Below are 14,041 nucleotides of genomic sequence, written 5' to 3'. Positions count from 1 at the left end.
TGAAAAGGCCACAACGCAAACAAATAGTTTGCGTTGTGGCCTTTTCTTTTTAACAGTCACCGGCACCGTGTGTATGCGGAAATAAAAAGATGAATACCATTTTCAATTAGGTAGTTCAGTAATAGCGGAATATGTCCTGCCGACGCCGCGGCATCTCCTACCACCTGCGAGCACTTGCCAATAATGGCGGAGATGCCGAAACAAGTTCGCCATGACAATCGCTTAGCGTGCACACCGAACTGCCTAATTGAAAATAGTATAAATGCTGATCAAGGTTGATCCCTTGAACCAGCATTTCAACAATTCAGTGCTAACTATTACTTCCTTTTAATGGTGCCCAGCAAGGTGCGGATCACAGCCTTGGTATCCTCGTTGAAATCGGCACCCAGCATCCACTCCAGGTACTCGGGCTGCGACAAGGCAAGAACGCCTTTGTGTTTGCCAAAATTGAAAACGATATCACCCGCATCGTTGCGGAAAAATTTTCCGGAACTATCTACCACACCTGCAAAAAGGTGGTTGTGGATGCCTGCACTGGTAGGTTGCAGGTCATCGTACAGCAGCAACTGGTATTTGAGCACCTTGATGGTAGCCAGCACATCGGCCCGTGCCGAGTGGGCATTGGCATGCGCTTCACCACAATAAAACTTCACCGCATTGGTAAGGTTGCGGGCAAAGCGTTTGTGAAACAGGGTGCACACATCCACCACGTGAACGCCGCCTTCTACGATGGGTTGCAAACCACACCTGCCAAACTCGGCTACCAGCAAGGGGATATCAAATCCCTGCACATTAAATCCACCGAGGTCGGCATCACTGAAAAACAAAGCGAGCTCCTGTGCTACCGACAGGAAAGATGGCTTGTCGGCAACATCCGCATCGGTAATGCCATGCACCTTTGTAGCATCGGCAGGAATGGGGCAACCGGGATGGAGCAGGTGGTGACACTCCTGGCGGCTGCCATCTGGTAGCAGTTTCACCGCATATAATTCGATGATGCGGCTGTTGCGTACATCCACACCCGTAGTTTCCAGGTCAAAAAAAATCAGGGGCCGCGACAGCTCCAGGAAGTCGTGGTCAACAGGCAGGGGTAAAGCAGATAATTCCATAGCAGTAGGTTGGGCTTATATAAATAGCCAGTTTGGGCCGGCAATTTACCATCTTACCCGTATGATACACAGGCTATGGCCGGCGTCGCTATGATATCAAAACCTTGTGCAACCAGGAGTGCATACAGGGATTGCGGCTGTAGTTGCGCAACAGGCCGGCCAAGTTGGTTGCCAAACCAATGCTGGCAAAAGCCAGGACAGGCTGCATCCTGCCCTGGCATGGGAATAAAGGAAAATAAAATCGAGGCTGCCACAAAGCCGGTCCTGAACCTGGGAATACGCCCCCGGATGATTGTAAGGATAGGCTTTTACCCGGCATGCTGGATGGCCGGGAGCTGGGTACAGGTACAGTAAGGCCCCGAACCAGCAAGATTTATCCAGGTTTGTTGTGCGTAGTACTATCGTACCTGCCTTTGATGCAAGCCAAGAGCTACTCCGCTCCTCGCCCATGCTATCCTATGGATAAACCGCACATAAGCCGCACTTAAGCCGTACATGAGTCATACATGGGCCGCCATCAACCCGGTATTCCTATTAAGGTGATCGGTAGCAGGGTTCATTCAAGCCAAGGTTTTGGCTTACCCAGGGAGTAGCGACCGTTGCTGAAAGGCATATACAGTGGGCTGCAGGAACTAACTCTTTCCTGCGCGGTTGCGCTCACGCCGCACATAAATGCGATCCGGCATTTTACCGAACACAAATTCCGTAACACCACAGAGCCACATACGCTGCTGCAGGTTCTTGCCTTCAAATTGATCCAGCAGGTAATACCCGCCACCAATCACCGGGTCACGCAGTGCTTCCAGCTTTAGTTCATCGGCACCTTCAAAAGGCGTTTCGGATAAGGAGAGCACTACATCGGTGTCGCCGGCAGCAATATAATCCAGCATGGTATCGGCGCCTTCCACCATGGCCAGGTCGCCCTTGCTGCCGCCCTGCTCCAGGTACTGGGGCAGATCGATGTACCAGCCGCCATACTCTTTAATAAATCGATGCGTTTGCATGGGTAAAGTTTAGTTTTCGCAAAAGGTATAAAGACCCAGCTGACCAAGGTACCACCACTTGTCGGGCACAAAGATACCGGCATCTACCAGGGGCTGGTATGCGGCATAAAATCCAATGCCAAATTCATCATAGCCTTTGCACAGCCAGCCCTTGTTAACGAGTTGCTGGGCGGCAATAAACAATTCGGCTTTGGAAAAATGGAGCACCGAGCAGGCTTCCACGAGCCATACAAAAGGAACCGGCGTATCATCACGCCCACGCTCCAGTTGCAGTATATACCAAGCCAGTACCAATAGGGCACAGGTACTGATCCCATCCAATTGTTTCAACGCAGGGTATCTTGTTTCACACAAATCAAAACTTCGTACTTGCTCTTTTTGTAAGGTATTGCAAACACCATTGAAAAACGTCCGCCACAATTTCTTTTTCATACAACACAGGTATTTATAAAATCAATTCAATATACAAGGTAGGCGGAGCCTAAACCACCTATTGGCAAAGCCATTTACAAGCATATTAAATACTAATATTTTTAGCAATTCAGTCCGGCAAAAAGCTGTATCATTGATAACCAAACCTTTACCATGCCTGCTAATAAAAGTGCCCTGTTACGTTACCGCATCATCGACCATTGTCTTACCAATAACCGGAAGCGTTATCCTACGTTGCAGGATATCTGCAACAGGATTGAAGAGCAGTTGGAAAAGCCCATTTCCGAGTCGATGGTGAACAAGGACTTTGGCGCCATGAAAAAAATTTATGGTGCGCCCATTGCTTATTGCAAAACGCAAAGGGGTTACCACTATACCCAACCCGAATTTTCGATCCGCGAATTCCCGCTTACCCACGAAGAGATCGATGCCCTTGATTTTTCAACAGCACTCCTGCAGCAACTCAAAGGCACCCGCATGTTTGAGCAGTTTGAAGGCGCCATTAATAAAGTAATTGAAGGCTATCGCATCAGTAAGATCCTGGGCAAATCGGAGCAGGCCATCATACAGGTAGAAGCACCGGTGATCAGCCGCGGTACCCAGTGGCTGGAAACCATCCTGCACGCCATCATCAACCGGCAAACGCTGGCCATACACTACCAGCCATTCGGGCAGGAAGAAAGGGTGCACATTTTTTCGCCCTACCTGCTCAGGGAGTACCGCAACCGGTGGTATGCCGTTGGCTATTCGCTACGCAGGGAGCAGGTGATTGTAATGGCGCTGGACCGCATCAATAGCCTGGAAACATCGCCGCTCAGTTTTGTTTCCGATTCCGGTTTTAATCCCGATACCTATTTCCAGCATTCTGTTGGCATTACCCAGCTACACGATGCGGTTCCCGAAACGGTAGTCCTCTCTTTTTCGCCCCAACAGGCGGCATATATTTTATCGCAGCCGCTGCACCATAGCCAGCGGGTAATCAAGCAAAATGATAGTGAAGTGGTAGTGCAGCTGTACGTATACCTCACCAGCGAACTGGTGATGGCGGTGCTGGGTTTTGGCAAAGAAGTAAAAGTGCTGCAGCCGGAAAGCTTAAAGGCAAAAGTGATTGATACGGCAAAAGGGGTGTTAGCAATAGCGGGCGTACCCGAGCAAGCTTAGCATTCACCGTGTCCACCGCTCCTTTGCACCCTCCGCATGAAATTTTCTTGCAGAGGGGGTGGAGGAGCAGGAGATACGGAGTAAATAAATTATGCAACAGGCTCCATTGCATCAATCAATACACCCTGTACCAGGGGCGCCTGTGCGGCACAGAGGATCTGTTCCAATGTTTGCAGTTGTGTTTTGGTTGGACGGGTGGTAAAGATACCCTGGCCGCCTTCCTTACGCACACCCCGCACAAACAGGTATATAACTCCGCCAAAATCGCGCTCATAATCGAACGCATCACCCAGTCGGCTGCGCAGGTAGCGAACCGCGGCAAGGGTATACAGCAGGTATTGCAGGTGGTAGTTGTGTTCGTTCATGGCGGCGGCCAGTTGTTCCGGGCCATAGTCGCTTACCCGGTCGCCGAGGTAGTTCGATTTCCAGTCGAGGATATAGTACCGGCCCTCGTAAGCAAAGAAAAGGTCCATGATACCATTGAGCAGTCCTTCGCGCTTGGGCAGGTTTTTTACCTGCACCTGTATGCCTTCACCCGAAAGGATATTCAACTGTACCGGGCTGAACAGCGGCACCCGCATATCGAATTCAAATTCGTGCAGGCGTTGGTTGAGGGCAACCTCCGATAAAGAAAAAGAAGTATCACCCACGGTAAGGGGCACCTGCAACAACTCCTGCAGCATCTGCAGCAACATGGGTTGGTAGAGGTCGGCTTTGGAAGGCGCAAACTGCTGTACCACCCCTTGCACCTGTTGCTCCCAACGGGTATCGCGGGTAAAGTCTACCACCTCCAGCAGGGCGTGGAGCATATTACCGGTGCGCACGCCTTTCTCCAGTTCCTGGAACATAAACCGGTCGTAGTCGTTGGAGTGCTCGGCACCGGAGGGCTTGGCCACATGACCTGCTTTTTGCAGCGCAAGGCCGGTAAAGGAACTGCGTACCCAGGCGGCTTCTTTCAGCACAAAGTGCACAGCACTGCCGGCGGTCAAAGGTGCCAGGGCGGTTTTCGGTACCGCCTGTAGCCGGTAGCGATATCCCTCAGGAACCACTGGTGGTGTATGCAGTTGTACCAGCGCAGGCGACCAGCATGGCCCGCCTTCCAGGAAAGCTTCCAGCGTGGAGCCCTTGTGGTAAGCGGCAGTGCTGCGGAAGATAAAACACTTGTACACCGCACGGGTGAGTGCCACGTAGAAAAGCCTGCGGTTTTCCTGTTCCGTTTGCCGTAATACCCAGGCCCTTTCTGTTTCGTTCAGCCGCCTTTTTTCACAACCGATATAGCTGCCATCGTCGGGATGACGGTAACTTACAAAATCAATATGCGGCTCATCTGCCAGGAGGTCGAGATGGGGCGCCAGCACAATATTGTATTCAAGGCCTTTGCTCTTGTGGATGGTAACGATCTTAACGGCTTCCTCATCGCTTTCGATGCGCTGCTCGTATTCATCGCCTTCCACTTCCATGCCTTCCACACCGCGCTTGAGCCAGGCAATCAGTTCGAGCGGCGACAGCCTGTTGCGTGTTTGTACCCGGTGCAACAGCTCGGTAAGGTGTACCAGGTTGGTAAGGATGCGTTCGCCATTGGGTGTTTGCAGCAGGCGGGCCCGGATGTTGAAATAAGCAGCCAGGTCCATCAACGCTTTGTACACGCCATACTGCTCCCAGGAAGTACGGTAGCTGCGAAACAAGGTAGTTGCCACTTCTTCATCCAACTGCAGCAGGCTGCTGGCGGGCACACCGGTAAATGAAGTAAGCAGGGCCCTGCTGATATGTGCCAGCGTAGGCTCTTCGATGGCCTGCAACAGGTACAGCAATTGTACCGCCTCCTCCGACTGTAAAACCTTTTCATCACCAACCGTTATGGCGGGAATGCCATAGTGCTGCAACCGGTCGCGGATCTCCGCAGCCTGTTTGCGGGTACGTACCAGGATGCCGATATCGGAAGGAGTTACGGCCCGGGGTGCTTTGTCCTTCTTTTCAACAGCAAAATGTCCTTCCGTCAACAAGGCCACCACCTGGCCTGTTACGCCATCATACAGGCTTTCTTTGTTCTTATGCTCCGATATGCTGATGGGCACCGAAGGTGCTTTTCCTTCCAGTAAAATGCCTTTGCCATTGGGCTCGGGCGAACGCACCGGGTGGTAATCGATCGCGGAACTTTCGTCTTTGAAATAGAACGTATCAAACCGGGGCTGCGGCAGGAACACCTGGTTCATGGCTTCGATCATGGCCGCTGCCGACCTGAAGTTGCGGTCCATATCGTACACGGCATCCACCGTAGCCCTTGCCTTGAAATAGGTGAAGATGTCGGCCTTGCGCCAGGCATAAATTGACTGCTTGGGATCACCGATATAAAATAGCAGGGTATCTTTTCCAAAGGCTTTTTCAAACACTTCATACTGCTGCCGGTCGGTGTCCTGGAACTCGTCGATGAATACGGCCTTGTACTTGTTGCGCAGGGCCGTTTCCAATGGAAGATTCTCGCGCTGTACCAGCGCTGCATGCAGGTTGCCGATCAGGTCGTCGAAGGTGAGCAGGTGCTGTTTTTGCTTTGCTGCATCAATATGCTTGCGTGCCTCCTGAATGGCCAGGCAGCACAGGTCGTCAAACACCCGCTGGCGTGCTTCCAGGTAACGCTCCTCTTCTACCACACAGAGGTCCCACTCTTCAAGCAAATCGGCAAACAGTTCGGTGATGTATTTGACCGTAGCCCGTTTTGCAACGATGGTTTGCAGGAACTGTGCAGGCTTTTCCAACAAGGGCAATAGCGACCGCGCAGGTGCCTTCTTCTGGCATACCTGGGTCAGTGCTTCCTTGCGATCGGCGATCTTATCTTCCAGGCATTGCACCAGGTTGCGATGTGCTTTTTGCAGTTCGCCCAGGTCGGACAGCCACTGCTGGTGGTGGGTATCGTCAAATGCATAGCACCTCGAAACATCAAACGCTTTGTACCGTTTGCCTGCAAGGTGTTCTTTGAGTACCTGCAATAAACTGCTTTGTGCAAAGCCGGCCTGTCGCAAAGCCATCAGGAGCGGTATGGGCAAGGTGGTGATGTGTTTGCGCCAGCACTCCTGTACCGCTTCCTGCAACAGGCGCGAACTGTCTTGCTGGAGCGTGGCGCCAAACACCTGTCCTGTTTCAAATGCAAATTCGGAAAGCGTGATCTGGCAAAAACTATGGATGGTGAGTACCGATGTTTCATCCAGCAGTAAAACGGCAGTCCAGAGCCGGCGCTGTACCGCTGCCTGCGGTTCCCTTTCCATGGCTGCTGCCACCAGTTGTTCAATCAGAACATCGTCGATGCGCTCGCCCTGCGCAGCTTTATAAGCCTTGCGGACGAACAGGCGGATGCGTTCTTCCAGTTCGGCAACGGCAGCCTTGGTAAAGGTCACCATCAGGATCTCCTTTACCGACAGTTGCTGCTCCAGCACCAGCCGCAGTACGAGGATGGCAATGGAGTAGGTTTTACCCGTACCCGCACTGGCCTCAATCAGGTTGCTGCCCTGCAGGGGAACCGTTGCGGCGTCGAAAGGTTTATAGTTGATCTGCTGCGACATGGATTGAGCTTGATTGTTCTGCAACGAAAGGAGTATATGGTGATTGAGATGTTTGTATCGCAAAGTGCGCAAAGGGTAAGCAAAGCATCGCCAAGGGGTTCCTTTGCGCTGCTTTGCGTGTCCTTCGTGTTCTTTGCGCTACTGTCTTAATCATTCAAAAAGTATTGATTAATAATTCCACCCGTACTATTCATTCAGGTCCGGGAAGAACTGGAACAAAGGTTCTACCAACACTGCACATCGATCCCGATAATGTGCACTATGCTCCACCTGTGTAAAATCGCAGGCATACTCCTGGCATACATAGGCATCATCAAGCGGGTAATTAAAATCTTCAATCTTTCGCTTCAATTCTTTGAAAAAATAATCTTCCTTGAAATCGGCGAGCAGCCTGGCATTCACCTTCACTTCCGGGTGAAAAGCAATGATCTGCTCATGGCCCTTGCGGTACAGGTGCAGTAATGTTACCAGGCGCTGCTCCGCAGTTTCGCGGCTTATATCCACACCGGCACAGGCCGTTTCAGGCGTGATGAAAAAACAACCTGTTGCCAGCCCCGCGGCACGTGCAGCCAGGTATTGCACATAAGCAGCCAGTTGGTGTTTGATGGAAGGCCTGGAAAAACAGGTGTAGACCAGTTTGCCTGCATACAGTTCCACTGAGCCCTGAATGCTGGTACCGTCCAGGGTTATGTTGAAGGCTACCCGCTGCGGCTGTACATCGCCCACACATTGGGTCAGCAGGTGCCGCAACTGGCTTACCGGTTCCTGCACTTCCTGCAACAGCACATCCGACATATGGCGCAGGGGCAGGGCGCCTGTTTTCACCGCCCTGGTCTTGAGCTGTGGCCATTCACCAGCATCAGCATGCAGCAGTTCGTTCTTGAACTGCCACTGGCCCAGGTGGTCCAGGTCAAACAATTCGGTTTCGGGTAGCAGCACCTCTTCTTCCCTGTACCGGATATTCAGCACCCGTTGGTAATAAGTACGGAATGGATTCTTTACAAATGCCAGCAGGTCATCCAGCAACACGGTTTCAATCTGGAGCAGGGGCAACTGTTTATCGGGGTTGAACAAGCCCTGTTTGCCTGCCTGTTCCTCGAGGAGGTAGCTGTAATATTTTTCATCGCCACAGCTGTACTTGCGGCTAAAGCCGTGGAGCGGGTGGCGACACACCAATTGCTGCCGCACCTCCTCCGGCTCTTCGGCTATGCTTTCCAGGTAGTCGAGCAGTTCATCCACCAGTGCCGATGGCGGCAGGTGGGTATTGTCTTTTACGCTCTGGCCGATATAGCTGATATAAAGCCATTGCTGCGCCGAGCAGATGGTTTCAAGGAATAAATGCTTATCGTGGTCCTTCACATTACGGTCGCCGCGCTGCCTGCCGTCAATCAGGTTGAAGGATGCCAGCACCTCGCGGCGCGGGAACTTGTCGAAATTTAGCCCCAGCATCGCCACTACCTTGAAGGGGATACTACGCATGGGAATGAGCGAACAAAAGGTAATGCCCCCGCTGGCAAAATGCGTGGGCTGGCTGGCAGCGGCAAGCCCGCCGGAGAAGTATTGCAGGAACACTGCGTACGACAGGTTGCCGGGGTAAAGCCCGGCCAGTTCGTTACAGCGGTTGATCTGGCGTGATACCACCTGGTAGTCTTCTTCGGTGGCCTGTTCGTCGGTGGCCACACAGTTGCGCAGCAGCTGCCGCACATAGTCCGACCATCCTGAAAGTGTCCTTTCCTCTTTTCGTTCTTCCACCGCATCGATTAGCACCTGTATAAAATGACAGAAGCGTACCAGTTCCTGCGCCTCGCCACCTTCCACCAGGTCAACCGGGTACAATTCATCTGCACCAAAAGCATAAGCTGCTTCATCGCCCATGCAAAAACCAAGGAGGATGCGTTTGATGCCGTAGGCCCAGCTTACAAAAACGGTATCGAGTTCGGTATCGCCATGGATGCCAAACCGGATATTGGCCCTTTCCACCACCATGCGCAACAAGGGTATATTGGTGAGGCCAAAGCGGTTGCGGATAAAAGAAGAGTCGAGCAGTTGCAATACCTGCTCCGCTTTAAAAGAAGCTTCGTCCAGCAAGAGCAACTGCTGCAGTGCCTGCACCAGGTTGTCGGAGCCGCCAAAGCCTTCGTCGGCGATGCGGATGGGAAAACGGTGCGGCGCATTTTCAAACACCGCGCGGATATAAGGGGCATAGGTATCGATATCGCTCACCATCACCACAATATCGCGGGGCGATAGTTCCTGCCGGCGCTGGTCTACCAGGTGCACCAGGTAGTTGTACAGCACTTCCACCTCGCGGGCCATGGAGTAGCAGGCATTGACGGTGATACTGCCGTCTTTGAGCAGGGCCGTTTCAATGCGCTCCGTGCGGTCCTCCCCTGTGCTGTTGTTGAAAATATCGAGTTGAACCTGCTGCAGCAGGGTTGCATTGCCCGGTTCGGTGATGCCTACTTCTTCACAACTATTGAGCAGTTCATCATTTTCAAACAACTGGATAAAGGTATCCTTCACCACCTTGCCCCAGCTGGTGAGGAGGGCATTGCCTTCTGCAAATGAGTCGGCATACCGTACGCCCTTTCCTTTTTCCATCATCAGGGCTTTCTGGCGGGGGCTCACGGTATCAAACCAGTATACTTCGGGGGCCGGGTTGAGCATAAAGAACACGATGTCGATATGCACCGCCAGCGCTTTCAGGATATTGTAATGGTACTGGGTGGTGATGGAGATGCCAAACATCGTAACCAGGGGCATGCGGCTGCGCAGCAATTCGCCCCTACCTGGCTCTTTCAAAGCTTCCAGGATGGCTTCGGCGGTTTGCAGCTTGTTGGTAAACCTGGGCTCCGTGATGCGGCGTACCTGCTCCCACAGGTACTGCTGCCAGGCCTCCATGGGCGGCAACCCCCTGGCACCCTTCCATCCCGCCACCATACCGGGCCGGTACACCTGGTACTGGTCGAAGAGGTCGGCGGTTTTGGTTGCCAGCGCCAGCCTGCGGGTTGCATCCATTCCGCCTTCAGCGGTATAGTAAGCCGAAATGGCGGGAAAGGCATTGATAAATGCGGGCTCGCCCAGCTGCTGAAACAGGAGCCAGCACAGGTGGTCGGAAGTGCAGGCGGGCAGTTGCTGGCTGGTGAGCAGGGTGCTTACCTTAAACAGGAGGTCGTTGGGTTTGAGGAAAACGCTGTTGGCAGCAATGCCCTCCATGTCTTCGGCCAGCTGCATGCGCAGCCAGTTGTTCATCCCCTCGGTTTGGGTGATGGTATAGTAAGGCTGAAACACGGAGGCCTTGCTGTCGCGGAGGGTTTTGCGCCAGCGTTGGGCCAGGGGCTTCAGTGTATTGGAAACAAAAAGTTTGAATGCCATAATGCTTTTGGTTTAAACCTATAAGGTTTTAAAAACCTTATAGGTTTGGTTCCAGATCTTACATCTCTTCAAGAGATGGAAGATCTGAGAAAGCTGCCAGCCTGTTGATGATACCCGAACCCCGCTCCACGCTGCGCGAGGCTGCATGTACCAGGCTTTCGGGGGCGCCCTGTACCAGCACCTTTTTACGTGCCCGCGTGATACCGGTGTACAACAGTTCGCGGGTAAGTATGGGCAGGTCCTTGCCTTGTGGCATCAGCACCAGCACTTCGGTAAACTCGGAGCCCTGGCTTTTGTGAATGGTCATGGCAAACGCCGTTTCACAATCGGGCACCAGCCCGGGTGCCACGCCTACCAGGTCGCCGTCGGGCTTTTCAAAGAAGACACGCAGGCTGCCATCCCTGGGGTCTTTGCGCAAAATTCCGGTATCGCCATTGAACAGCCCCAGGTTGTAATAGTTGCGGGAGAGCATCACCGGGCGGTGCTCATAAAACTGTTCGCCGCGGCGGTCAATAAGCCGCTTGCGCTGCAGGAGTTGCTCGATCCGGCGGTTGGTTTCGGCCACGCCCTGGGGCCCTTCGCGCAAGGCACACAGCACCCGCAGGTTGTTGAGCAGCTTCAGGGCCTTGCGGGTATCTCCTTCCCTGATAAAGGCCTGGTAGCCCCATATAAACTGCTCGAAGAGGGCCGCATCATAAGCGGCATCCAGCACCACTTCTTCATCGGTATTTTGGTTGAGTATCTGTTGCAGTACTTCCGTGTTTCCCTGTATCACTGCCTTACTCAATTTGCCGATACCGGCATCACCCGAGAAGCGATGGCTGTATTGCAGCTCCACCACGTGCTGGAAAAGAGGATGCTGCGAGGTGGCCAGGCAGGAAGGCGGCAGCTGTCTTTCGTTGGTGGCAACAAATGCATTGATCAACTGCAAGCGGTGCGCATCAAAACGGTTGGCGGCACCATCCCCTTCAAGCGCCTGTGCCTGGCAAAGGTCGCCAAACAAACTACCGGCTTCCACCGAGGCCAGCTGGTCTTTGTCGCCCAAAAGAATCAGGCGGGTATCGGGCCCGATGGCACTGAGCAGCTTGGCAAAAAGCGCCACGTCGATCATGGAGCTTTCATCCACGATCACCACGTCAAAGGGCAGGGGGTTATCCCCGTCGTGTTTGAAATAGGGCGAGTGTGCCTTGTTTTGCAGCAGGCGGTGAATGGTAGATGGTGTAAGCAACTGGAAGCGGGCACTGATTTCTTCTCCAACCGGCAGTTGTGCATTTTTCAGCGACTCCGCCATACGGGCCGCAGCTTTCCCTGTAGGGGCAGCCAGCGCCACCTTTAGTTGCGGGTTAGTGGCAAACAGCAGCGCGAGGATCTTGGCTACCGTTGTTGTTTTACCGGTACCTGGCCCACCGGTGATGATGGTAAAATTGTGCAACACACCGGTGATGGCGGCGGCCAGTTGCCAGTCGGGAACAGCAGGAGCATTAGGTGTATCAAACAATTGGGCAATCAGGTCCTTTTGCTGTTGCAGCAGTGCGATGCGGTTGTTCAGCTCGGCATCTTCCTTTTCCAGAAAGGCCTCGATGCGCCGGAGTATCCTTGTTTCGTATTGAAAATACCGGTGGAGGTACAACCTGTCCTGATGCAGCACAAAAGGCTGGCGTTCGCCTGCAGTGCAGGCTACCAAAGCCTGCTGTTGCAATACTTCTTTTGCACCGGCAAAAGAATAACCTGCAAGCAACGGGTCGGTGGACAGCTCTTTGTCCAGTTCCGTTACCTGCAGGCAAATATGCCCTTCGGCCAGTTTTTTAGAAAGCAGGTACACGTATGGCTCCAGGGCCTTGTTCTGAAAGAAGGCAGCAAACTGGAAGTGTACATCATCTAAGGTTTGCATCGGCAGATGGTTTGTTTTGGTTGCGACCAGGTGTTAACCGGCCAGGGCGGGTACAAACATCCTACCCCTGTTTGCCATCTATTTGCCGGGTGAAAATTTTATTGTGGAAACTCCGGGAGCCATTCAGACCTGTGCTCCCTGACCTGCATGGTCATTGCTGTTCAAATTATCACCACTTCACCCGGCGAACCGTTAACCGGCCGCAACCCTACAGTTTTTCTAGTACGAAGTTAGGATGGCACCGCCCTCTTTTGCCCTTCATTTTATAAACAATCCTACTGTATAAAATTTACCGGCAAATGAAGGGGCATGCAACCTCCCTTTTACGGGAAAGAAACACCATGGAGCAACTGTGGCTGCCCTGCTAACAAGGCATCAAAAAGGGCCTGCCAATCCTGCACCGGTGTGGCTATTCCGCACCATTGCGCCAGCAGCTGGTACACCTCGCTATGGGTCTTACCTTCCTTGCGCAGGTGCCATACCGAACTGGCGCCTGCCGATTTGGAAAGCTTTTCCCCTCCTGCATCCCTTACCAGGGCATGGTGCACAAAACGGGTCCGCGCAAAGGTTTTTTTATCCAGTAAACGGGCCAGGTACAATTGCGCCTGGGTAGAAGGCCAGAGGTCGGCCCCCCGCACAACGAGGTCCACGCCAAAATGTTCATCATCCACAACCGATGCGAGTTGGTAAGCAGGCGTACCGTCCTTTTTGCGTACCACAAAATCACGGATGACAGCAGGCAGCTGTGTGACGGACGAAGATCCCTGCAGCATTTTTACCTGCAGGGAAACGGCTTCGGGGGTACGCAACCGCCAGGCAGCACCGGGGGTATCCAAAGGCAGGCCCTTGTGGCGGCAGGTACCGGGGTAAATGCCATCAGTACCCAGCTTCAGGATATCGGTACGGGAACAGGTGCAGGCAAAAAGCTCGGGTAAGGTTTGCAATGGATTCAAAACCTGCCGGTACAAAGGCATGCGGTGCTGCTGCGACCATACGGCCTGGAAGTCCGCTACATTCCTTGGGCCTTCATCCCACGGCAGCTCCAAAAACTGCAGGGTATCGAAAATATCCTGGAGGTACTGGGGCCTTACCCTTTTGCGGTCGAGGTCGTCGATGCGCAGGAGGATGCGGGCGCCGCTTTGCCGGGCAAGACCAACGGTGATGACAAAGGAAAGTATATTGCCCAAATGAAGGTAGCCGCTGGGCGTGGGCGCCAGGCGGGTACGGAAGAAACGGTTTGGTGCGGCAACAGGATTCACTTTCGCTTATTGGGCAGCAAAGTAAAACGGTCAGCCATGCCGCCTGAAAATTTTTCTGTAAAAAATTTTGTTCGTTTGCACCGGGCACCCCTATATTTGCATCCCCAATCGGGACACAAGCTCTTACAAATCAACGCTGTTTTACGCAGCACCACATAATTGGATTGGTAGTTCAGTTGGTTAGCATTTCGCCCTGTCATCCCCAACACGGTTGGGGACGGGTTCGAGTCCAGCCAGCTTCGCTTTCGATCAGTTA

The 14,041-nt window shown here is 53.1% G+C and carries 9 protein-coding genes; 1 reads left to right on the top strand and 8 read right to left on the bottom strand.

From position 1 onward, the window contains the following. Window positions 1-317: 317 nt before the first annotated feature. From BUE76_RS05700 to BUE76_RS05690, 3 genes are all read right to left on the bottom strand, one after another. Window positions 318-1,109 (bottom strand): 3'-5' exonuclease, encoded by a 792-nt coding sequence (locus BUE76_RS05700; RefSeq protein ID WP_073048625.1) that lies wholly within the window; start codon window positions 1,107-1,109, stop codon window positions 318-320. Window positions 1,110-1,741: 632 nt separating this feature from the next. Continuing rightward, complete coding sequence (locus BUE76_RS05695; RefSeq protein WP_073048624.1) at window positions 1,742-2,113, bottom strand: DUF6717 family protein; 372 nt, start codon at window positions 2,111-2,113, stop codon at window positions 1,742-1,744. Between the two features lie 9 nt (window positions 2,114-2,122). Beyond that, window positions 2,123-2,545 (bottom strand): hypothetical protein, encoded by a 423-nt coding sequence (locus BUE76_RS05690; protein WP_143157480.1) that lies wholly within the window; start codon window positions 2,543-2,545, stop codon window positions 2,123-2,125. Window positions 2,546-2,698: 153 nt separating this feature from the next. Here BUE76_RS05690 and BUE76_RS05685 point away from each other — a divergent pair, with 153 nt between their 5' ends. Continuing rightward, window positions 2,699-3,706, top strand: coding sequence for a helix-turn-helix transcriptional regulator (locus BUE76_RS05685; protein WP_073048620.1), 1,008 nt, complete (start codon window positions 2,699-2,701; stop codon window positions 3,704-3,706). Window positions 3,707-3,795: 89 nt separating this feature from the next. Here BUE76_RS05685 and BUE76_RS05680 read toward each other — a convergent pair whose 3' ends face one another. From BUE76_RS05680 to BUE76_RS24725, 5 genes are all read right to left on the bottom strand, one after another. Further along, on the bottom strand, window positions 3,796-7,260 hold the full coding sequence (locus tag BUE76_RS05680) for a UvrD-helicase domain-containing protein (RefSeq protein WP_073048618.1): 3,465 nt from the start codon (window positions 7,258-7,260) through the stop codon (window positions 3,796-3,798). Between the two features lie 186 nt (window positions 7,261-7,446). Then, window positions 7,447-10,635 (bottom strand): exodeoxyribonuclease V subunit gamma, encoded by a 3,189-nt coding sequence (gene recC / locus BUE76_RS05675; RefSeq protein WP_073048616.1) that lies wholly within the window; start codon window positions 10,633-10,635, stop codon window positions 7,447-7,449. A gap of 58 nt (window positions 10,636-10,693) precedes the next feature. Then, window positions 10,694-12,526: an exodeoxyribonuclease V subunit alpha gene (recD, locus tag BUE76_RS05670; RefSeq protein WP_073048614.1), complete on the bottom strand. Its 1,833-nt coding sequence runs from the start codon at window positions 12,524-12,526 to the stop codon at window positions 10,694-10,696. Between the two features lie 323 nt (window positions 12,527-12,849). Beyond that, complete coding sequence (locus BUE76_RS05665; protein WP_073048612.1) at window positions 12,850-13,785, bottom strand: glutamate--tRNA ligase family protein; 936 nt, start codon at window positions 13,783-13,785, stop codon at window positions 12,850-12,852. Continuing rightward, window positions 13,782-14,041, bottom strand: a 260-nt coding sequence (locus BUE76_RS24725) for a hypothetical protein (RefSeq protein WP_216820628.1), incomplete at its 5' end; no start/stop codon positions are given. The genes BUE76_RS24725 and BUE76_RS05665, both read right to left, overlap by 4 nt.

Source organism: Cnuella takakiae, assembly GCF_001953305.1.
Classification (GTDB): Bacteria; Bacteroidota; Bacteroidia; order Chitinophagales; family Chitinophagaceae; genus Flavisolibacter; species Flavisolibacter takakiae.
Note: the sequence above shows the minus strand (reverse complement) of the source record. Positions and strands in the feature narration are given on the sequence as shown.